The organism is Rhizobium sp. R693, assembly GCF_002211315.1.
In the GTDB taxonomy this organism is placed as follows: Bacteria; Pseudomonadota; Alphaproteobacteria; order Rhizobiales; family Rhizobiaceae; genus Rhizobium.
The window spans coordinates 79,116-100,780 of record NZ_LOKY01000045.1 but is presented as its reverse complement, the minus strand read 5'-3'; the positions used below and the strand labels follow the sequence as shown (position 1 = coordinate 100,780).

Sequence of the window (21,665 nt, the reverse complement as noted above, 5' to 3'; positions counted from 1 at the left end):
ATTGCGCATTCCCGCTTTTCGTCAGTGTCATAGTTCCTACGGCTTGAGGATCGCTTCGTTGAGATCGCGATACGCCTCGCATTCGGTGCCGCAGATCGTCTTGATCGTTTCGAGCTGCTCCTTGGCGAGATCGAGGCGCCCCTTGATGACGTAGGCTTCGCCGAGATATTCGCGAACCTGCGCGTACTTGGGATCAAGCTCGACGGACTTCAGATAGTAAGAAATTCCTTCATCCGTACGCCCAAGTTTCCGGGTGGCGTAGCCCCGATAGTTCAGGGCTTCAGCGGTATTCGGGTTCTTCAGCGTGTCGAGCATGGCAAGCGCTTCGTCGTAGCGGCCGGCCTTTGCCAGCGAATAGGCGTAGTCCGTGCGGTTTTCTTCCGTCACATTGGCGCCGCTCTGCTTGACGCACTTCTTCGTTCTCCTGTCATACATCTGGCCCTTCTTGCAGGTCGGCATGGTGCTTTCGCTGCTGCTGCCTCCAGAGCCGCCGCTGGAGCCGCTGCTGCTACTGCTACTGCTACCGCCACCGCTGCCGCTGCCACCGCCACCCATCGCGAAGGCAGGGGCGGAAAGCGCGAAAGCGGCAATGCAGCCGCCGACCAGGATGGAAGCAATACGAACAGTCGCGATCGTCATGGGATATCTCCTAGGGAAATGACGTTGGCGGCGAGTGAACACTGCTGGCTGGCACTTTATTCGATTGCGTGTTCTTCTTTTTTCGGGTGTCGCAATCCCGACGCCGACGAATAAATGCAGGGCTGAGGTGTTAGCCGCTCACGCGCCGGCCACAAGGAGCATTCCGTGAGTGATACCGTAAAATTACTGAGTCTTGCCGTAGCAACGCCGGAACATGTCATCACACAGAAGGAGGCGGCGGCGACTTCCGCCCGTCTGTTTTCATCACGCTTCAAGGACTTCTCCCACCTCGCCGGCGTCTTTGACAATGCCGGCATTCGCAAGCGCTATGCCGCTCGTCCATTGGAATGGTTCATCGAGCCGCATGGCTGGCAGGACCGGATGGAAGCCTATGGCGAAGTGGCGCGCAGCCTGTTTTTCAAGACGGCCACCAATGCGCTGAAGAAGGCGGGCCTGCGAGGAAGCGACGTCGACTGCATCGTCACCATCTCGTCCACCGGCATTGCCACGCCGAGCCTTGATGCACAGCTCGCACAGAAAATGGGTTTTCGCTCGGATATCGAACGTGTTCCGGTTTTCGGGCTCGGTTGCGCGGCCGGTGTTTCCGGCTTCGCCATCGCCTCGCGGTTTGCCAGGGATCGGCCAGGCACAACAGTGCTTTTCGTGACAATCGAACTTTGCACGCTGGCGTTCCGGCTGGATGAGTTGACGCGCGCGAACATTATCGCCACGGCGCTTTTCGGCGACGGCGCGGCGGCCTGCATTCTCCGGGCAGGGCCGGAGGGAAAGGTGGAGGTCGAGTCGACCGGTGAACATCTTTTCCCCGATACGCTTGGCATCATGGGGTGGAAGATTGACGACACCGGCTTCGGTGTGGTTCTCGCTCAATCGCTACCACCCTTTGCCGAGACCGAGCTCGGTCCGGCGGTTGACGGGATACTGGGCCGCAACGGTCTCTCTCGGGCCGACATCGATCGCTTCATCTGCCACCCCGGCGGCACAAGGGTGCTGGCTGCCTTGGAAAGTGCTTTGTCGCTTAAATCGGGGACGCTAGACCATGAGCGCGCGGTGCTTGCCGAATATGGCAATATGTCCTCGCCTACGATCCTTTTCGTGCTTGAGCGTGCCTTGAGGACGGGGCTACCGAAGCGCAGTGCCATGGTCGCCATGGGACCGGGCTTTACGGCAAGCTGCGTGACTTTAAAGAGGGTTGCATGATGTGGCCCTCAGTTGCACTCCTCGCCTTCGTGACGGCGCAGCGCCTCGGGGAACTCGCCCTTGCGCGCCACAATACACAGGTACTTTTGAGCAGCGGTGCGAAGGAGGCTGCGCCGCAGCACTACCCTTATATGGTGGCCCTGCATAGCTGCTGGATCGCCGGATTGTGGCTGCTGGCGATCGGCCGTCCGATCGAACCGCTATGGTTTGCCGTTTTCATGGCTCTACAGGCGGGCCGGCTCTGGGTCATCGGCACGCTCAAAGGACGATGGACGACACGCATCATCGTGCTGCCAGGAGCTCCGCTCGTCAGCAGTGGACCCTACCGGTTCTTCGCGCATCCGAACTATGTCGTCGTGGTAGGCGAGATCGCCGTCCTTCCTCTGGCTTTCGGCATGCCCGTCTACGCAGCGGTATTCTCGGTGCTCAACGCCGCAGTGCTGTACGTCCGCATCAAAGCCGAAAACAAGGCATTGAAAACGACAATGTTTTTGAAATGAAACGAAATTATTCGTTTGCCTGCCGCTTGGCGGAGCGGCATTTTCATTGCTTGCAATAGGTGGAATGCAAGGCAATGACAAAGAATGCAATCGTACTTGGCGCCGGTATCGTCGGCGTATCGACGGCCATTCACCTGCAGCGCCGAGGCCTGCAGGTGACGTTGATCGACCGCAAGCCGCCGGGCACTGAAACCTCGTTCGGCAACGCCGGTCTCATTCAGCGCGAAGGCGTCGTGCCATACGGCTTTCCGCAGCAGATCGGCGTTCTGATCCGCTACGCCTTCAACAACCGGATCGATGCCCACTATCACCTCCGGGCGCTGCCCGGACAGCTGGCGTTCCTTGGCCGCTACTGGTGGAATTCCAACGCCAAACGTCACAAGATGATTTCCCGCGCTTATGCACCGCTAATCGCGCACTCGATTTCGGAGCACAATGATCTGATTGAAGCGTCGAATGCGCAGCATCTGATCCGGAAGAATGGTTGGATGGAGATATTTCGCACGGCCGCCCGGCGCAATGCCGAATTCGCCGAGGCCGAGCGGCTACGCGCCGAGTTCGGCGTCATGCACGAGCAGTTGGATGCCGCTGACGTAACGCGGCTCGAACCCCACATCAAGGGCGATTTCGTTGGCGGTCTGCGGTGGCGTGATCCGTGGTCAGTGCTCGACCCGCTTGGCCTGACAATGGCCTATCGCACCCATTTCGAGAGCTTGGGTGGAAAGTACGTCACCGGTGACGCCAACTCCCTGGGTCGTTCCGGCGCGAGCTGGAGGGTGGTGACCAGCCAAGGCTCTCTGGATGCGGAGCACGCGGTCCTGGCGCTCGGCCCCTGGGCCACAGTGGCCACACGTCGGCTCGGTTATGCTTTTCCGCTCGGCGTCAAGCGCGGCTATCACATGCACTATGCCGCGGCAAACAATGCTACCCTCCACAACTGGACGCTGGACGCTGAGCGCGGTTACTTGCTTGCACCGATGAGCCGCGGCATCCGGCCGACGACGGGTGCTGAATTCGCCGCGCTGGATGCACCAAAGACACCCGTGCAGCTCGATCGAGCCGAGAAGGTGGCGCGCACGGTCTTTCCGCTCGGCGAGAGGCTTGATCCGGAGCCATGGATGGGCGCCCGCCCCTGCACGCCTGATATGATGCCCATTATTGGAAAGGCGCCTCGACACGACGGGCTATGGTTCGCATTCGGCCACGCTCATCACGGATTGACGCTGGGACCGGTCACCGGCCGCGCTTTGGCGGAGGTAATCACCGGCGAGAGGCCGTTCATCGATATTTCCGCCTATTCGCCGCAGCGTTTCATCTGAGCTAAGCGACGCCCAAAGACTTGAGATCACGGAGCGCCGTTGCCGCGATTCCTTCGACCGTATCGTCGATATCGACCGTCACGACGCCCGGCTCACCGGTCGGCACTTCGAGTGTCGTGAGTTGGCTTGCCAGCAATGATGGGGGCATGAAATGACCCTTGCGCTCACCCATGCGCTTCGTCAGTAGCTCCTTCGAGCCTGACAGGTAGACGAAGGACAGATTACCATTTACGGCGTTGCGTAACCGCTCGCGATAGGTGCGCTTCAGCGCCGAGCAGGAAACGGTGACGCCCTGCCCGCGATCAAGCGATGCTTTCATCGTTTGACCGATGAGATCGAGCCAAGGCATACGGTCGTCGTCCGTCAGCGGGATGCCCTTCGACATCTTCTCGACATTCGATGCCGGATGCAGCTGGTCACCCTCGACGAATTTTATGCCGAGGGCGTCCGAAATCTTCAGGCCGATCGAGGATTTACCGCAGCCACTGACCCCCATGACGATGATGGCGTAAGGGGTTTCGTTGGTCTCTGGCATTGCTTATCACTCCCATCGTTCCGGGACTCCCGGAGACGGGAGAACTCGACCCTAAGACACAGCGAGCGCCGTGCTCTTGCGCGCAAGGCGAGCCTTGATGGTGTCGACATCGGCGCGCGGCGTGGCAGCGAACAAAGTCTTCGTATAGCTGTGCTGCGGATCATTGAAAACCTGATCCCGCGTGCCGTACTCAACAGCCTCTCCGAAATACATCACCATGACATCGTCGGCCATGTAGCGGACGACCGACAGGTCGTGGCTGATGAAGACATAGGTGAGATTCAGTTCGTCCTGCAGATCGGCGAGCAGATTCAGCACCTGGGCCTGGACCGAAAGATCGAGCGCCGACACCGGCTCGTCGAGAACCAGGAGCCTCGGCTTCAACATCAGAGCACGAGCAATCGCGATGCGCTGACGCTGGCCGCCAGAGAACATATGCGGATAGCGGTTGAAATGGATCTCCTGCAGGCCGACCTTCTTCAACATCGCCATCGCCAATTCGCGCCGCTCGGCGGCGGGCGTATCGGTGTTGATGATCAGGGGCTCCATCAGGATGTCGCCGATCTTCTTGCGCGGGTTCAGCGAACCGTAGGGGTTCTGGAAGACGATCTGTACCTTGCGGCGAATTTCCGGTGTCAGATCGCCGGCAGCGATATCGACCTTCTTGCCATCGATAAACAGCTCGCCGCCGCTTGCCGGATCGATCATCGTGACGATGCGGGCGAGAGTCGACTTGCCGCAACCGCTTTCGCCAACGATGGCCAGCGTCTTGCCCTGCTCCACCTTGAAGCTCACACCCTTGACGGCATGTACGGTCCTCTCCTTCTTGAAGAGGCCGCCCGGCAGATAATAGTTGCGGACAATGTTCTTTGCTTCGAGGACTGGCGTCATTGGGCCGCTCCCTTGAAAATCTCGCCGATGGTCGGCAGTCGGTCGCCCGTGGCATTCTCCGGCAAGGCGGCAAGCAGCGCGCGGGTGTAATCGCTCTTCGGGGACTCGAAGAGCGACAGGACGTCGGCCTCTTCCATCTTGCGTCCCTTGTACTGCACGATCACGCGATCGGCCGTCTCGGCGACAACGCCCATGTTATGCGTAATCATGATGAGACCCATCCGATGCTCTGTCTGCAGCCGCATCAGGAGATCGAGGATCTGCTTCTGAATGGTGACGTCGAGTGCAGTCGTCGGTTCATCGGCGATCAGCAGCTTCGGATTGCAGGCAATTGCCATGGCGATCATGACGCGCTGGCACTGGCCACCCGACATCTGGTGTGGGAAATGGCCAAGGCGCTCGGCAGGGTTGGGAATGCCAACGGCCTCGAACAGCTCGATAGCGCGCTTGCGCCGCGCAGCCTTGTCCAGCCCGAGATGGATCCGCAGAACCTCTTCGATCTGAAAGCCGACCGTGAAGCATGGATTGAGGCTGGCGATCGGCTCCTGGAAGATCATCGACATATCCTTGCCGATGATCTTGCGTCGTTCGCTTGCCGACATGCCGAGCAGATTGCGGCCGTCAAAGACCATCTTGTCGGCCGTCACCTTTGCCGTCCACGGCAGAAGCCCCATCGCCGCGAGCATGGACACCGACTTGCCGGACCCCGACTCTCCGACGATTGCCAGAACTTCACCCGCATCTACCTTGAGCGACACGCCATCGACGGCACGAAACGGACCCGTCGACGTCTGGAATTCAACGGCGAGATTTTCAATTTCAAGAAGTGCCATCTCAGGACCTCTTCAGTTTGGGGTCGAGCGCATCGCGCAGTCCGTCGCCCATCAGGTTGATGGCGAGAACGGTGATCAGGATGCACAGACCCGGGAAAGTGACGAGCCACGGCGAGCTCTGGAAGAATTCGCGCGCATCGGCGAGCATCGTGCCCCACTCAGATGTCGGAGGCTGGGCGCCCATGCCGAGGAAGCCGAGGGCTGCGGCATCGAGGATCGCAGCGGAAAACGCAAGCGTCGCCTGAACGATCAGCGGCGCCAGGCAGTTCGGCAGGATCGTCTTGAACATAAGACGGAAGGTGCCGGCGCCGGCTACGCGCGACGCTACGACATATTCCTTCTCGCGTTCGCTGATCACGGCAGCGCGCGTCAGTCGTACGAAATGCGGCTGGTTGACGATCGAGATGGCGATCATGGCATTGAGCAGACCCGGACCCAAAACGGCAACCAGCACCAGAGCGAGCAGCAGCGACGGGAAAGCCAGGATAATGTCCATGACGCGCATGATGAAGGTATCAACGCGGCCACGGAAATAGCCGGCGATCAGACCGAGCAGCACGCCGGCGACAGCCGACAGCGACGCGACGACGAGGCCGATGAACAGCGAGAAGCGCGTGCCATAGATCAGACGCGAAAGCATATCGCGACCGACGGCATCCGTTCCAAGCAGGAACATTGGATTGCCCTTTTCCGCCCAGACCGGGGGCACGCGTTGCATACCGTCGAAAGGAACGTTTGGATCATGCGGCGCAATCAACGGCGCAAAGATCGCCATCAAAAGGACCAGCAGGAAGATGCCGAAGCCGATGACCGCGCCCTTGTTGCGTGAGAAGTAGTACCAGAACTCAGAGAGCCCTGACGGCTGGGTCGACTTGGTGGTTATCACACTCATAAGCCGCTCCTAGTGACGAATACGTGGATTGATGAGACCGTACATGAGGTCGACGATCAGATTGACGATCATGATGATACCGGCGATCATCAACAGGCCGCCCTGAACGACGGTGTAGTCGCGCTTGAAGACGGCATCGACCATCCATTTGCCAATACCCGGCCAGGAGAAGATCGTTTCCGTCAGAATTGCGCCGCCGAGCAGCACGCCTACCTGCAGACCGATTGAGGTCACGACCGGGATCATCGCGTTGCGCAGCGCGTGCAGGCCAACGACGCGGATGGGGGCAAGGCCCTTCGAGCGCGCGGTCCGAACATAATCCTCGCCCAGCACTTCAAGCATTGCCGAGCGCGTCTGACGCGCGATGACCGCAAGCGGAATCGTACCGAGGACGATGGTCGGCAGGATCAACGAGACGAACGCCGACTTGAACGCACCGGCCTGACCGGACAGCAGACTGTCGATCAACATGAAGCCGGTGACCGGCTTGAAGAAATACATCAGCGAAATGCGGCCGGACACAGGTGTCCAATGCAGCGTGTTCGAGAAGAGAACGATGAGCAGCAGGCCCCACCAGAAGATCGGCATCGAATAGCCGACGAGGGCAACACCCATCACGCTCTGGTCGAACCAGGTTCCTCGTTTGACCGCCGCAAAGACGCCGGCGGGAATGCCAAGCACGATGGCAAAAATGATCGCGCAAAGCGAAAGCTCAAGCGTCGCCGGAAAGAGCGACCCGAACTCCTGCAGAACCGGGCGCTTGGTAACGATCGACGAGCCCAGATCGCCCTGCACTACGTTGCCGAGGTAATCCAGGTACTGAACGTAGACTGGTCTGTCGAGGCCGAGATCATGCATGACCTGGGCATGGCGTTCCGGCGCCATTACACGCTCGCCCGACATCAGCATGACCGGGTCACCGGGCAGCAGGCGGATGAACGAGAAGGCGATGAGTGAAACGCCGATGAAGGTTGGGATCAGGATCGCGAGGCGTCCGATGAGAAATCGCAACATTGGCAAGTGTCCGTAGTGTTCCGGCGGTCAGGTATCAAACCTGACCGCCGGCCAAGCCCGGGGTTGCCGGGCATCTTTGCATAATTTTGATTACTCGGCGATATCAACGCCGTCGAAACGGTGAACACCGACTGGGTCCTGCACGAAGCCGGAAACCTTGGCGCTCATCGGTACGAATTCCGTGGAGTGATCGATCGTCGCCCACGGAGCTTCCTTCTTGAAGACGACCTGCGCCTGTTCGTAAAGCTTGGTGCGCTCTGCGACGTCGGCGGTCTTCTTGGCCTTCTTTACGAGATCGTCGAATTCCTTGTTGCACCACTGCGCGCGATTGTTGCCGCCGACGGCTTCGCAGCCGAGCAGAGTGTCAAGGAAGTTGTCCGGGTCGCCGTTGTCGCCGGTCCAGCCGAGGATCGCAGCACCGTCGCGGGCCTTGTCCTTGGAGAGCTTCAGGTATTCAGCCCATTCGTGGGTGACGATGTCGACCTTGACGCCGACCTTGGCAAGGTCAGCCTGCATCAGTTCAGCGGCGCGACGTGCGTTCAGCATGTACGGACGTGAAACCGGCATTGCCCAGATCTTCATGCTGAGATCCTTGACGCCAGCCTTTTCGAGCATCTTCTTGGCTTCGTCCGGGTTGTAGGCGTCGTCCTGGATGGAGTCATTATACGACCACATTGTCGGCGGGATCGGGTTCTTGGCAACCTGGCCGGCGCCTTGGAAGACGGCCTGTACGATCGCCTGCTTGTTGATCGCCATGTTCAGCGCCTTGCGCACTTCGGCCTTGTCGAACGGAGCCTGGAGCGTGTTGTAGGCGAGATAGGAGACGTTCAGGCCCGGCTGTTCCAAAACCTTCAGGTTCGAGTCCGTCTGCAGGTCCTTGATGTCAGCCGCATTCGGATACGGCATGATGTGGCATTCGCCGGCCTTCAACTTCTGAGCGCGGACAGAAGCGTCCGGGGTGATCGCGAATACGAGATCGTCGATCTTTTCCTTGCCCTTGAAGTAGGCTTCGTTGGCCTTGTAGCGGATGACGGCATCCGGCTGGTAAGCAACGAACGTGTACGGACCGGTGCCGAGCGGCATCTGGTTCATCTGTTCCATCTTGCCGTCAGCCTGCAGCTTGTCGGCATATTCCTTCGACAGCACGGACGCGAAGTCCATTGCCAGGTCGGCAACGAAGGGGGCTTCCGGATGGTTGAGCGTGAACTTGACGGTCAGGTCGTCGACCTTCTCCACGGACTTGATCAGTTCGGGAAAACCCATACCGGCAGCGTATTCGTAGGAAACGCCTGCAACATACTTGGCCCACGGGCTGTCAGCCTTCAGCTGGCGCTCGAACGAGAAGACGACGTCGTCAGCGTTCAGATCGCGGCTCGGCGTGAAAAACTCGGTGGTCTGGAACTTGACACCCGGACGCAGCTTGAAGGTGTAGACCATGCCATCGTCGGAAACCGTCCAGCTTTCGGCCAGGCCGGGCTCGACTTCGGTCTTGCCATGCTTGAACTCGACAAGGCGGCTGTAGACCGTACGAGAAGAAGCGTCGAAGGTGGTGCCTGCAGTGTAAATGCCGGGATCGAAGCCTTCCGGCGAGCCCTCGGAGCAGTAAACGAGAGTTTTGGACCAGGCTGCGGATGCCATGGCCGAAGCCAGGACCGTCGCGGCCAACAAGACAGACATCTTTTTCATGATATCGTTTCCCAGGTTTGTTCTTTTCTTTGAGATCCCGGAAACCCTCCGGAATGACGGCAGATGGAACGACATTTATTTGCTGAAATCAACGACCGAAGTGGAAAATTTTTCCAGATGGACAACTTTAGTAATTTTCCGCCAAAAATGAGCCGCATTTAGAAATAAACGGATTGGATAAACACGATTCCTGTCGCATTTGGTATAATTTCGCGTCGGGGACAGCATCATTGCGCACGTCGCGCGCGAATTTTTCGCTTCAAACTCGCCTAAAGCAAAACGGCCGCGGCACACAAAAGTTGCCACGGCCGTATCAAAATCTTGTCATCGCAGTTCAGGCTGCCGGAGCGGCAACCGTCTGCTTGCGGTGCGGCTGTTCGCCCGTCAGCCCCAGCAGGAAGTTGATCTGCGGCCGCGCCTTGACGAGATCATCGATCGAATATTGCGCCAGCACGTCGAAGAAGGCGTTGAGCGCCTTGCGCAAGGCGGAGTTCAAACCGCAGCTGTCGACCAGCGGGCATTCGACCATACCGTCATCCTCGAAGCACTCTGCCATCGCAAAGCTGTCTTCCGTCACGCGAACCACGTCGAAGAGGCTGATGTCCTTCGCCGGCTTGCCAAGCCGCACACCGCCGTTGCGACCGCGAACCGTCTCGACCAGGCCGGCCTTGTTGAGCGGCTGCAGGATCTTGAACAGAAAGAGTTCAGAAACGCCGTATGCCTTGGCAATCTCCGGAATCCGGCTCAAATGCCCATCATTGGCGGCACAATACATCAACATGCGAACCGCATAGTTGGTCTGCTTGGTCAAACGCATGCCGATCTCCAGAATCGTCGTCTACAAGCAGTCTATATAGTGGCTTTGGTAGTTTTGAACAATTCCAAAATATGAAATTCATATTCAGCTTATGTGAGACGGATTGCCGCGACAATTTTTCAAGCGGTCCGTTCGGAGTCGGCAACTACCGGGACAGCACCCGAAGCATGCCCTTCGACCTCCTCAACGCAAATTGGGGGCCGCAGCCCCCAATTCGATAACATCATCGTTCTTTCGCCTTACTTCATCGTCGGCATGACGAATTCGGCGCCGTCCTTGATGCCCGAGGGCCAGCGAGCGGTGACCGTCTTAGTCTTGGTCCAGAACTTGATCGAGTCCGAACCGTGCTGGTTGAGGTCACCGAAGCTCGATGCCTTCCAGCCGCCGAAGGAATGGTAGGCGAGCGGAACCGGGATCGGGACGTTGATGCCGATCATGCCGATGTTGATGCGCGAGGCAAAGTCACGGGCGGCATCGCCGTCGCGGGTATAGATCGCGACGCCATTGCCGTATTCGTGCTTCATCGGCAGGTCGAGGGCTTCCTCGTAGTTCTTGGCGCGAACTACGGAAAGAACCGGCCCGAAGATCTCGGTCTTGTAGATGTCCATGTCGGGCGTGACATGGTCGAAGAGCGTGCCGCCGACGAAGTAGCCGTTTTCATAACCCTGCAGCTTGAAGCCGCGACCGTCGACGACGAGCTTGGCACCTTCCTCGACGCCGCGATCGATCAGGCCGCTGACGCGGGTATAGGCTTCCTTGGTGACCAGCGGGCCCATATCAGCCTTCTCGTCCGTGTATGGACCGATACGGAGCGACTCGATCTTCGGGGTGAGCTTCTCGACGAGGCGATTGGCGGTTTCCTCACCGACCGGGACGGCCACGGAGATCGCCATGCAGCGCTCGCCGGCGGAGCCGTAACCTGCACCCATAAGGGCGTTGACGGCCTGGTCCATGTCGGCGTCAGGCATGATGATCATATGGTTCTTCGCGCCGCCGAAGCACTGTGCACGCTTGCCGTTCATGGCAGCCGTTCCATAGACGTACCGGGCAATTGGCGTGGAACCGACAAAGGACACCGCGCCGATGTCAGGATCGGTCAGGATGGCGTCGACCGCAGCCTTGTCGCCGTTAACGACATTGAGGATGCCTGCCGGGAGGCCGGCTTCAATCATGAGCTCTGCCAGACGGATCGGAACGGACGGATCGCGCTCGGACGGCTTCAGGATGAAAGCGTTGCCGCAGGCAATTGCCGGAGCAAACATCCACATCGGGATCATGGCGGGGAAGTTGAACGGGGTGATGCCCGCACCGATGCCGACCGCCTGGCGCATCGAGTACATGTCGATTGCCGGGCCGGCGCCTTCCGTGAACTCGCCCTTCTGCAGATGCGGAATACCGCAGACGAATTCGCAGACTTCCAGACCACGAACGATGTCGCCCTTGGAATCTTCGACTGTCTTGCCGTGCTCGCTCGACAGCAGGGTGGCGAGTTCATCCATGTGCTTGTTCAGCAGTTCGACGAACTTGAAGAAGACGCGGGCGCGGCGCTGCGGGTTCGTTGCTGCCCACTTCGGCTGAGCGGCCTTGGCGTTCTCGACAGCGGCGCGCATGTCCTCGACGCTTGCGAGCGCCACCGTTGCCTGAACTTCACCGGTTGCCGGATTATAGACGTTGCTGGTGCGGCCGCTGGTGCCGGCGACATGCTTACCGCCGATGAAATGACCAATCTCACGCATGAGTGCTCCTCCTGTTTTTTGGATGGCGAACAATCGCACTACAATTTGCACAAATCAATGATCTGATATAAGCAACCGTTGTGCATAAATTGAAGCCAGCTAGATCAGGCTGACGCTTCCTGATCGTCTACGCAGGACTTGGTTAGACTACCACGGTCGACCCAAACTGAAGAGGAGATAGTGCTTCAATGGGCGGGAAACTGATTGTCAGAATTGCGGAGCTCGAGATCGAGCCCGACCAGCTTGAAACCTATCGCCTCCTATTGACTGAGGAGATCGAGGCCGCCGTCGCACTCGAGACTGGCGTTCTGTCGCTAAGCGCGGTTTCCATCAAGGGCAGTCCCCATAAGATCCGAATCCTGGAGGTGTACGCCAACCAGACGGCCTACGAAGCGCATCTGCAGACACCGCATTTCCTCAAATACAAGAACGCAACCGCCGGGATGGTGACGTCCCTGACGCTTATCGACGTCGACCCCATCACAATGCATGGCAAATTATGAACTGGGACGACGTCCGCATCTTTCTGGCTGTCGCCCGTACCGGTCAAATCCTTGCCGCGTCAAAGCGACTGGGTCTCAACCACGCCACGCTCTCGCGGCGGCTTACCTCGCTGGAAGAGGCGCTGCAGAGCCGCCTTTTCGTTCGCCGCACAAACGGCTGCGAACTGACGGCAGAAGGCGAAGTTTTCCTTGCGTCGGCGGAGCGGATGGAAACCGAGATGCTCTCCGTGCAGGCCAATCTCGGTCGCACCGATACGGCGATCGCGGGGTCCGTGCGTGTAGGGGCACCTGACGGTTTCGGCGTTTCCTTTCTCGCGCCAAGGATGGGGCGCCTTATCGAGCGCCATCCAGAACTGAAGATCCAGCTTGTACCCGTACCACGCTCGTTCTCGCTCTCGCAGCGTGAGGCTGATATTGCGATCACTCTGGAACGGCCTGAACAGGGTCGCCTCGTCTCAGCCAAGCTCACCGACTACACGCTCGGTCTCTACGCCTCTCGAAGCTATGCCGACCTCAACGGCCTGCCTTCCGATGCAGAGGGCCTGAAGCAGCACCGACGGATAGGCTATGTCGAGGATCTGATCTTCTCCCAGTCGCTGAACTTCACCGGCGAGGTGATGCGCAACTGGAACGCCGCCTTCGAGATTTCTTCGGCGACTGGCCAAACAGAAGCCGTGCTTTCGGGTGCAGGGATCGGCATCCTGCATGACTACATTGCCCGGCAGCATCCCGAATTGGTGCGCATTCTGCCGGATATTTCGATCCGGCGAGCCTATTGGACGACATTTCACGAGAGCGCGCGCGAACTCGTGCGGGTACGCACGGTTTCCGATTTCCTTCAGGAACTCGTCGCCGCCGAGCGCCACATATTTCTATGACATCGGTTCAACATCAGGTCAGTCGTCGCGCTTCTCGGACTCGTCGCTTGTCTGCTGCTTGTCCGAGGCAATCTCGGCCGCGCGCACAGGCATGCTGTCGACAATGGCAAGCAGTTCACCCCTCGAGATCGGCTCGCTGACTTTCAGCTTAACCGTCCCGTCCTTGCCGACGAGAAAGGCCGCAAACTCTCCGGCCGCTGGATCCCCCAACTCGCTCGCGATCGCTGTAGCATCCAGACTTTCACCAGCCCCAAATAGCACCCTGACACTGCCGCCGGCAATCTTGAGAATGACCATATCGCGGTTCTGCAAGGCATCGCGGTCGGCAAGCAATTGGTTTTCCTGGCGAGCAGCCCGCGCGTTTCTCCTGTCGGGGAAGATGACTAGGACGCGGTTGCGCCACTGGAACTGCTCAAGGCTCGCAAGCGCGGAATAAGCCTCGTTGCCTTCGTCCACCTTGGTTGCACCGTAAAGAGGCGTTTTCGACATGCACATTTCTCCTGTAGACCGAACGTCCAAGGAGACATGACAGTTCCATGCGCCAACGCATCGCTCAGCTGCGCCATGATTTCCGCAACTGCCACAAGGCACCAAAGAGGACGAGCAACAGCGGGATGCTGCCGTAGGACAAGGAAACCTGTGCCAATTGATCCAGCCTCTGTGCAGGTGCATCAACCGCCGCAGCGTCCTGTCTAAGGCTTGAGCCGAGGCTATAAGCGGCACGCGAGACCGCTGCGAAAACGATGATCAATCCGGCGATGTCAACGAAGCGGGCGTGGACGCGCATGCCATCGAAGACGACGGTCGCAAGACCGCATAGAAATGCAGCAGGCAGAAGATAGGCGGCCCCACCCAGCAGCTGGAAATCCCCCAGAACGACCTCGTCTGTCTCGCTCGTGAAGCTGATCTTCAGGATCGGCAGCAGGACTGCGAGAACGGAAAGGACGGCAAGTGCGCCGCGCTTCATAATTTCGTTCAAATCAAGTCGCGTGGCGCCAATGCGACGAACCCGGCTCATTCCCCTCTCCCCGATACAGCAAACCGCCGCAGCGCGCAGGCGCTCGGCTCATTCGAGGGACATTTGCTATGAAGTTGCTAACGCACCGCACAACCAGCGACGGTAAAACTACCCTTTGCGGGTAAAAGCGTTCAGCCGGGTCGGAGAGGAAAGTTAAAAAGAAATGAAGGAAGGTCGTTTCAGGCGGTTTGACGGGGGCAAGGCCAGGCGGGCAGTTGCCTGCCCGGCCCTGAGATTATCTTCACATCGGAACAAATGATGAGACCGGCACCTGCAATGCAGAGGCGATCCGCTTGAGCTTGGCGGGATCCGCATCCTCACCGCTCTCGATTTCCTCAATCTCATTGACAACCAGACCGCAGGTTACTGCGAGGTCATCGACGCTATAGCCGACTGCCTCTCGAGCGGCACGTACAGCAGCGGCTACATTCATGGCCGAAACGGCGGTAGCCTTGGATGCATCCAGATTGCTGAGCGAAATGGACATTTACGTCTCCTTCTGAAATCACTCTGAATTAGCCCCCGGCGAGAAAATGGCACTCTCGATCACGATTTGCAATGCAGTATGGTTAATCCGTGATCGACGAGAGCCCAACGACGGGAGTTCGAACAAGTTGGCAAAATCTGATTGCCCTTTGTAAGCAAAGCAGTTTTGCCGGCCCACCTGATGGCGCCGATAGAGGCGTCCACACGCCAAAAAAACGTCTCGCACGCGGCGATTTGTCACCTATTTTCCGGCATTCGCACCGGTTTCGAGACGAATCACCGTGACCTAAATCGGGCGAATGAAACCGCCATGCAGACAGCTGAGCCTCGGGTCAGGACACGGGAAATCGCAGCTAGCGCCGGAACCAATCGGCCTCCACAAATGACCGTACTAAACGTTCCGGCAGTCCGCGATCCCTTTTGGTGGCCCGTTCCCCGCGGATCGATTTATTAGCAAAGAATGAACAAGGGGTGGCAGGAACATGGCCAAACCTCGTCGATATCGCGATATTGTCTTCTATCTATGTCTAATTCTTTGATGGCGCACGTACAGAGCGAGCAATTCTTCAAATTCAACGCACGAGGCGCGCGTCCAATGTCACAGGAGCTTCATTCTAAGGGAATAGACCCGACTAAGGATTAGCCCCAAGAGGAGCCGGCGATGACAATAGTTCAGGTTGAAGAACATCGTCGTGATCGCGCCAACACTCCACTTGAGGCAACAAGATCAGGAAAGTGATTGCTCTACCTGTATTCTCGGTACCGCTGTGGCGCATATGCACTCAAGCGAGACCTGAGCAGACCGTCTTTTTAAATCGTGCCACAAACGTTGAGGGTGAACGTCCATGAACAGTATAACCGACAACAACTATTCCGACTGGCTCGAAGCCGAACTGGCCGACACCATTGACGAGGACTACGAGCTGGAGCTTTCCGAGCCGGCGCTTTCCGACGCGATCCGCAAGATCTACCGCAACGCCCATCCGGCGTCGGTTCCCCGGCTTGACTATTTTCGCGCGCTACTTTCGCTGCAGGCGGAACTGATCAAGCTGCAGGATTGGGTGGTTTACAACAAAGAAAAGGTTGTCGTGATCTTCGAGGGCCGCGACTCTGCCGGAAAAGGCGGCGTGATAAAACGCATCACGCAGCGCCTCAATCCGCGCGTCGTCCGCACCGTCGCCCTGCCAGCGCCGTCAGACCGCGAGAAGTCGCAATGGTACTTCCAGCGCTACGTGCCCCACCTGCCTGCCGGTGGCGAAATCGTGCTCTTCGACCGCTCCTGGTACAATCGCTCGGGTGTTGAGCGGGTCATGGGATTTGCGACTGAGGACCAGGTCGAGCAGTTCTTCAACGACGTGCCGGAATTTGAGCGCATGCTCGTTCGCTCGGGCATCCGGCTCGTCAAATACTGGTTCTCGATCACGGACGAAGAGCAGCAGATGCGCTTCCTCGTGCGCATTCACGATCCCTTGAAGCAGTGGAAGCTCTCACCGATGGACCTGCAATCGCGAGTCCGCTGGGAAGGCTACACAAAGGCGAAGGAAGAAACCTTCGCGCGCACCAACATTCCGGAAGCTCCGTGGCATATCGTGGAAGGCAACGACAAGAAGCGGGCACGGCTGAACTGCATCGATCACCTACTGCATCAAATTCCTTACACGGACGTCCCGCACGAGGAGATCACGCTGCCGAATCGTGTCTTCAATCCGGATTATGAGCGCAAGGTGCTGCCGCCGGAGCTTTACGTGCCTTCGAAGTATTGATTGGGAAACCGGTCCCGTGGGCACGTGCAGGCCGCCGTGCTCGCTTCATCGACCCGCATTGTTCCGAAGCAGCATTACTTGGGTAAGGTGAGAGCATGACCGTTTTCGCGCGAGCTGACGACTACGGTGAAATGACATCTGCTGTAGGAAGAAATGGTACGGTTGGGTGGAGTTGAACCACCGACCTCAGGTGCCACAAACCTGCGCTCTAACCAACTGAGCTACAACCGCACAAATCGCGTCTGCCGCGACGGGGGTCACATACGAGGACTTGAAAATTAATTCAAGCCCTATCTCTCCCCAATATACAAAAAGGCCGGACAAATGGTCCAGCCTCTTCGTGTGTCCTGTCGAAAATCAGGCCGCCTTGAAGGAGGCCATGACCTTTTCAGCAGCTTCCTTGGAAGGCTTGGCAAGTTTTTCGGCAACCTGCTTGGAGGTTTCCTGCATGGTCTTGGCCTGCTCGATCGTCAACTCGACCTGCTTACGCAGGAAGGTCGTCTGGAGCTCGACGAGTTCGGCGACCGACTTGACTGCAAGCAGCGCTTCCATGTGGGTCAGCGAGTTTTCAGCGTTCGTGCGCAGAGCGTCGATCGCCTTGTGGCCGATTTCGACAGCGCCGGCCTGGGCGGTCTGAACCGTTGCCTCGAGCGTCTTGCTTGCTTCTTCGCCGGCGGTCTTCATCTTCGTGTAGGCTTCACGCGACTGCTGTGCGCCCTTTTCCGCGAAGTCGCGGAAGGATTCGGTGAACTTGGAAGGATCAAATGACGACATTGAAAAAACGTCGTCCATCTTTATGTTAGCCATTGGTTTGCGCTCCTTTTGCCTCGGCATGCGTGATGGCCTCGTAGGTTAGATGTCCATCATATAGCGCAGATTCTTGTGCATTGCAATATGTTTGTGCGACGCACAACGCGTTAACCTTTCCAGCCGAAAGCCGGGCTCTGTTCTGGACCCCGTTCCGGGCTATCGTTATTAATAGACTATTAATTTTCACGATGACCGAAGCCGAAGGTTCGATCATGCCCGCAGTGCAGTATCCGTTCATCGACATCGCCGTGCATCCCCGGGTGCGGGAACGCTTTTCGCGTGGCGAAGCGATGGTCCTGCTGTCGGCGGATCTCGGCCGCGCGCTCTGGGCAAACGGCGCCGGCGCCGAACTCTTCGGGCAATCGGCCGTCTACGACCTGCTGGACCAGGGGATAGACCGAGCCGACATCACCTTCCGCCAGTTGGAGGTAACAGCGCGGCAGCTCGTGAATGTCGGCGACAGCCGCAACTTCATGATCCGCATTGCTCGTGGCTTCCAGCGCGTTCCGGTTCAGGCAACGGTGGAACTGATCCGCCTTGCATCCGGGGAGCGCGCCGTTCTTCTGTCGCTGCCAGTTGCGACCAACGCCCTGTCGATAACGGCATCCGCCGAACAGATGCTCCGGGGCCTCGACGATCCAGATACGCATATGGCAGTTATCGGCGCCGACGGGGAGATCATTGCCGCCTCGCCCGGCTTTGCCTCGCTGGGTGTCACGCAGCAAACCGCCAAGACAATGACCGCGCTTGCAGGCAATCATGCCGACCGCTTGGCGAAGCGCCCCGTTGCGACCGGCAAAGGCTACCTTCCGGCGGCTGTCGGGCGACTTAGCGACGAGCCGGCGCTCCATCTCCTTTTCGCCGTCGAGACCGTCATCGGTCACCTCGATCCGATCGACCCGCCGGCGCCTGAAGAAGACTTATCCACAGCCGCCGTTAACCATATTGCGCCTCCGCAGGCCGCGAACTTCGTCGACGCGATCGATGCCATTGCCGGCATTGAAGACATGGAAGAGCCTCCTGAAGAGGAAACGCATGAGCGCGATGCGGCAGAAGCGGTGACCGCCGAAGCCGCAGCAATCGCGGAAGAGGCGTTGGACGCCGAGCCAGCCCCCGAAGAGATCAACCACGAAGACCAAGCGCTACTCGCCGCAGCGGAAGAGGCCGGACAGCCCTCGCTCGTCGAAGCGCCAACCGCGATCGAGACCGCGCCGGAAAGCCTGGCGGACGAACCGGCTGTGGCTGCTCCGGACGAGAAAGCAGCGTCCGCCGCGGTCGAAGATGGCCTGGCGAAAGCACCAGCGCCCGAAACCGTCGATGCCGACGTCGTCAACGAAACGGAGCAGTCGGAGCCAGACCCGGGGATGGCCTCCAGGAAAGGTGCCTTCGTTTTCAATCCGAACAGTCGTGCCACGCGTTTTGTCTGGAAGATCGACGCAGCGGGACGGTTCAGCGAAGTGTCGAACGAATTTGCCGAAGCCGTCGGGCCGCATGCCGCTGATATCATCGGCACGCCGTTCAGCGATATTTCCGCGCTGTTCAACCTCGATCCGGACGGCAAGATCAGCGAAGCCCTGGCGCGGCGTGACACCTGGTCCGGCAAGACGATCAACTGGCCGATCGAGGGAACAAGCCTGGCTGTGCCGGTCGATCTCGCGGCCCTGCCCACTTATACCCGAAGCCGGGAATTCGACGGTTTTCGCGGCTTCGGGGTCGTGCGCCTGTCCGATGCCGCCGAAGATCCTTTGGCGCTCGGCCTGACGCTTGGCCCGAACGGCATCATCAATGACGTGGCCGCACTCGATCAGCGGGCCGAAGCCTCTGAAGACACGGTGTTGTCGGCGCTCGCCGATGACGTGGCGACCGGCGAACCGACGGTGGCAGAAACGGTCGCCCCGGCTTCCGAGCCGACTGCTGACGAGGCTGCGACCACACAAGCAGGCATTCAGACGACGTCCGAACCGACCGAGCCGCAGCCAGCTACCGAGCCGCCGGCCTTGCGGATCGTCGAAAATCCGAGCCGCCGGCTAACTGACAAGATCGTGCAATTGCACGGCGTCGGCCCGCAGCTGACCTCCGCCGAACAGGCAAATTTCCGCGAGATCGCCAAGCGTCTCGAAGCCTTCGGCGTCCGCGAGCCGGAGCCGCGCGACGATGAGCCTGTGGCGAACGAAACCGAGGAACGCGACATCGCGACAGCGGAAGCCCCGACCGCGCACCCCAATGAGACAGTCGCTCTCGGGGATGATGCGGTCGATGTGGCGCCGGAAATTGAAGGCGCTGAGGAGGCACGGGCTGCAGCCGACGGAACCGAGGCGGCGGACGACGTGACCGAAGGGCTGGAGGAAACCGTCAGCCAAATGGACATGCTGGCGAGCTTCATTCCGCCACGCGCGAAAATGGGCGTGGGCCTATCCGCCGTTACCATCGACCAGTTGCCTGTCGCCGTCCTCGTGCATGCGGGCGACCAGTTGATCCACGCCAATCCGGAATTCATGCGACTAACCGGCTACCAGACGCTGGAAGCGCTGAGCGAGGTCGGTGGCATTGATGCGCTGTTACAGCGCTCGGAGCTAGAGGGGAGCGCCGGCCGCGCCGGCACGATGATGCTGGTAACGGTCGATGATAGTCTTGTTCCGGTCACGGCGCGGCTGCAATCCATTCGCTGGGAAGAAAGCAGTGCCTTAATGCTCGCACTGATGCCCGCAGCGAGTGACGCCGCAGTTCCTGCGCGCCCCGTTGCTCCGGCGGAACCTCGTTCCTTCGAAAGGATGCTGGAGAAGGTCGCCAAGCTGCAGGTGGAAGTCGAGGAACTGCGTTCGATCCTGGAGACGGCAACGGACGGTGTCGTAGTGATCGGCGCCGAGGGCGACATCCGCTCGATGAACCGTTCGGCAAGCGCACTGTTCAACTACGACGAAGACGAGACCCGCGGAAAGCCCTTCGTCATGCTCTTTGCGCATGAGAGCCAAAAGGCCGTGCTTGATTACCTTGGCGGCCTGTCGGGTCATGGGGTCGCAAGCGTGCTCAATGACGGCAGGGAGGTCATTGGCCGTGAAGCCGCTGGCGGTTTCGTGCCGCTCTTCATGACAATGGGACGGCTCACCTCCTCCAGCGGCTACTGCGCGGTGATCCGTGACATCACCCAGTGGAAGCGCACTGAGGACGAACTGCGTAGCGCCAAGAGCGCAGCGGAGACCGCCAGCGAGCACAAGACGGACTTCCTGGCACGTGTCAGCCATGAGATCCGCACGCCGCTCAACGCGATCATCGGCTTCTCCGACATGATGGCGACCGAGCGCTTCGGGCCGATCGGACACCCCCGCTATGTCGAGTATGCCAACGACATCGGCCGGTCCGGACGCCATGTCCTCGATATCGTCAACGATCTGCTGGATATCTCGAAGATCGAGGCCGGCGAAATGGACCTGGATTTCGGCGCGATCGATTTGAACGAGGCGGTTGCTGAGGCAGTCTCGCTCCTTCAGCCACAGGCCAACAGCCAGCGTGTCATCATCCGCACGGCCCTGTCCCAGGCCGTGCCTGATGTCGTCGCCGACCTTCGTTCGATAAAGCAGATTGCCCTCAACATCCTGTCAAACTCGATACGGTTTACGCCGGCCGGTGGACAGATTGTCGTCTCCACGTCCTATGAGGCAAACGGCAGCGTCGTCTTGCGGGTTCGCGATACCGGCGTCGGCATGACCCGGAGCGAGCTGGATCAAGCCATGAAGCCGTTCCGGCAGGTCTCCGCACAGTCGCGTCACCGGGGCGACGGCACAGGGCTCGGCCTGCCGCTGACGAAGGCGATGGTTGACGCCAACCGAGCAATTTTCGCGATCAGCTCCGCGCCCAATGAAGGCACGCTGGTCGAGATCGCCTTCCCGTCGCAGCGCGTCCTGGCAGGCTGAACGAAAAAAGGCAGCCGAGAGGCTGCCTGAGAGTTCGGGTGCTGTTCAACAAGGGCTTAGTCAAGCTAACATCATGTTTTGGGAGCCGAAGGCTCCGGCTGCCTCGTTCATATGCAGCCCCAAGTTGGATTTACTTTTGACCAACGTTTCTTAACGAAAGGTTGCCGCAGCCCTCAATCTCTCAAAGGTAAAAGCTTGTAATCAGTGGTGCCGTCC

General features: G+C 59.2%; 20 protein-coding genes and 1 tRNA gene. 7 read left to right on the top strand and 14 right to left on the bottom strand.

Going from position 1 to position 21,665, the window contains the following annotated elements:
* Positions 1–36: 36 nt before the first annotated feature.
* Positions 37–639: a tetratricopeptide repeat protein gene (locus tag ATY79_RS23425; protein ID WP_088694673.1), complete on the bottom strand. Its 603-nt coding sequence runs from the start codon at positions 637–639 to the stop codon at positions 37–39.
* A gap of 165 nt (positions 640–804) precedes the next feature.
* Between ATY79_RS23425 and ATY79_RS23420 the strand changes: the two genes are divergently transcribed.
* From ATY79_RS23420 to ATY79_RS23410, 3 genes are all read left to right on the top strand, one after another.
* Positions 805–1,857 (top strand): type III polyketide synthase, encoded by a 1,053-nt coding sequence (locus ATY79_RS23420; protein WP_088705028.1) that lies wholly within the window; start codon positions 805–807, stop codon positions 1,855–1,857.
* Positions 1,854–2,357, top strand: coding sequence for an isoprenylcysteine carboxylmethyltransferase family protein (locus tag ATY79_RS23415; RefSeq protein ID WP_088705027.1), 504 nt, complete (start codon positions 1,854–1,856; stop codon positions 2,355–2,357). The genes ATY79_RS23420 and ATY79_RS23415 overlap by 4 nt, the downstream gene beginning before the upstream one ends.
* Positions 2,358–2,431: 74 nt before the next feature.
* Positions 2,432–3,676: an FAD-binding oxidoreductase gene (locus ATY79_RS23410; RefSeq protein ID WP_088705026.1), complete on the top strand. Its 1,245-nt coding sequence runs from the start codon at positions 2,432–2,434 to the stop codon at positions 3,674–3,676.
* Position 3,677: 1 nt separating this feature from the next.
* Here the strand turns inward: ATY79_RS23410 and ATY79_RS23405 are convergent, their stop codons facing one another.
* The 8 genes from ATY79_RS23405 to ATY79_RS23370 form a co-directional block, all read right to left on the bottom strand.
* Positions 3,678–4,211: a gluconokinase gene (locus tag ATY79_RS23405; protein ID WP_088705025.1), complete on the bottom strand. Its 534-nt coding sequence runs from the start codon at positions 4,209–4,211 to the stop codon at positions 3,678–3,680.
* Between the two features lie 51 nt (positions 4,212–4,262).
* The gene (locus ATY79_RS23400; RefSeq protein WP_088694678.1) at positions 4,263–5,102 is read right to left on the bottom strand and encodes a dipeptide ABC transporter ATP-binding protein; all 840 of its coding nucleotides are present in this window, start codon (positions 5,100–5,102) and stop codon (positions 4,263–4,265) included.
* Positions 5,099–5,935, bottom strand: coding sequence for an ABC transporter ATP-binding protein (locus ATY79_RS23395; RefSeq protein WP_088694679.1), 837 nt, complete (start codon positions 5,933–5,935; stop codon positions 5,099–5,101). The genes ATY79_RS23400 and ATY79_RS23395 overlap by 4 nt, the downstream gene beginning before the upstream one ends.
* Before the next feature lies 1 nt (position 5,936).
* A complete protein-coding gene (locus ATY79_RS23390) occupies positions 5,937–6,827 on the bottom strand; it encodes an ABC transporter permease subunit (protein ID WP_088694680.1) in 891 nt (296 codons plus the stop codon).
* A 9-nt stretch (positions 6,828–6,836) separates the two neighbouring features.
* A complete protein-coding gene (locus ATY79_RS23385; RefSeq protein WP_088705024.1) occupies positions 6,837–7,841 on the bottom strand; it encodes an ABC transporter permease subunit in 1,005 nt (334 codons plus the stop codon).
* A gap of 90 nt (positions 7,842–7,931) precedes the next feature.
* A complete protein-coding gene (locus ATY79_RS23380; RefSeq protein WP_088694716.1) occupies positions 7,932–9,527 on the bottom strand; it encodes an ABC transporter substrate-binding protein in 1,596 nt (531 codons plus the stop codon).
* Positions 9,528–9,861: 334 nt separating this feature from the next.
* Entirely contained in the window at positions 9,862–10,344 is a 483-nt protein-coding gene (gene rirA / locus ATY79_RS23375) for an iron-responsive transcriptional regulator RirA (RefSeq protein WP_088705023.1), read from the bottom strand.
* 239 nt (positions 10,345–10,583) lie between these two features.
* Complete coding sequence (locus ATY79_RS23370; RefSeq protein WP_088694683.1) at positions 10,584–12,080, bottom strand: CoA-acylating methylmalonate-semialdehyde dehydrogenase; 1,497 nt, start codon at positions 12,078–12,080, stop codon at positions 10,584–10,586.
* Positions 12,081–12,268: 188 nt separating this feature from the next.
* On the opposite strand from ATY79_RS23370, the gene ATY79_RS23365 reads away from it, so the two are divergent.
* Positions 12,269–12,583, top strand: a complete 315-nt coding sequence (locus tag ATY79_RS23365) for a putative quinol monooxygenase (RefSeq protein WP_088705022.1) — start codon at positions 12,269–12,271, stop codon at positions 12,581–12,583.
* A complete protein-coding gene (locus tag ATY79_RS23360; RefSeq protein WP_088705021.1) occupies positions 12,580–13,461 on the top strand; it encodes a LysR family transcriptional regulator in 882 nt (293 codons plus the stop codon). Before ATY79_RS23365 ends, ATY79_RS23360 begins: the two co-directional genes overlap by 4 nt.
* Before the next feature lie 18 nt (positions 13,462–13,479).
* Here the strand turns inward: ATY79_RS23360 and ATY79_RS23355 are convergent, their stop codons facing one another.
* From ATY79_RS23355 to ATY79_RS23345, 3 genes are all read right to left on the bottom strand, one after another.
* Entirely contained in the window at positions 13,480–13,950 is a 471-nt protein-coding gene (locus ATY79_RS23355; protein WP_088705020.1) for a DUF4174 domain-containing protein, read from the bottom strand.
* A 64-nt stretch (positions 13,951–14,014) separates the two neighbouring features.
* Positions 14,015–14,479 carry a hypothetical protein gene (locus ATY79_RS23350; protein ID WP_088705019.1) on the bottom strand — a complete coding sequence of 155 codons (465 nt, stop codon included), beginning with the start codon at positions 14,477–14,479 and terminating at the stop codon, positions 14,015–14,017.
* A 241-nt stretch (positions 14,480–14,720) separates the two neighbouring features.
* Entirely contained in the window at positions 14,721–14,966 is a 246-nt protein-coding gene (locus tag ATY79_RS23345; RefSeq protein ID WP_007796787.1) for a helix-turn-helix domain-containing protein, read from the bottom strand.
* An 844-nt stretch (positions 14,967–15,810) separates the two neighbouring features.
* Between ATY79_RS23345 and ppk2 the strand changes: the two genes are divergently transcribed.
* On the top strand, positions 15,811–16,728 hold the full coding sequence (gene ppk2, locus ATY79_RS23340) for a polyphosphate kinase 2 (RefSeq protein ID WP_088694688.1): 918 nt from the start codon (positions 15,811–15,813) through the stop codon (positions 16,726–16,728).
* A 154-nt stretch (positions 16,729–16,882) separates the two neighbouring features.
* Here the strand turns inward: ppk2 and ATY79_RS23335 are convergent.
* Both ATY79_RS23335 and ATY79_RS23330 read right to left on the bottom strand, forming a co-directional pair.
* A tRNA-His gene (locus ATY79_RS23335) sits at positions 16,883–16,959 on the bottom strand.
* A 126-nt stretch (positions 16,960–17,085) separates the two neighbouring features.
* Positions 17,086–17,535 (bottom strand): phasin, encoded by a 450-nt coding sequence (locus ATY79_RS23330; protein WP_088694689.1) that lies wholly within the window; start codon positions 17,533–17,535, stop codon positions 17,086–17,088.
* A gap of 215 nt (positions 17,536–17,750) precedes the next feature.
* Here ATY79_RS23330 and ATY79_RS23325 point away from each other — a divergent pair, with 215 nt between their 5' ends.
* Complete coding sequence (locus ATY79_RS23325; protein ID WP_088705136.1) at positions 17,751–21,449, top strand: ATP-binding protein; 3,699 nt, start codon at positions 17,751–17,753, stop codon at positions 21,447–21,449.
* The last annotated feature ends 216 nt before the right edge of the window (positions 21,450–21,665 follow it).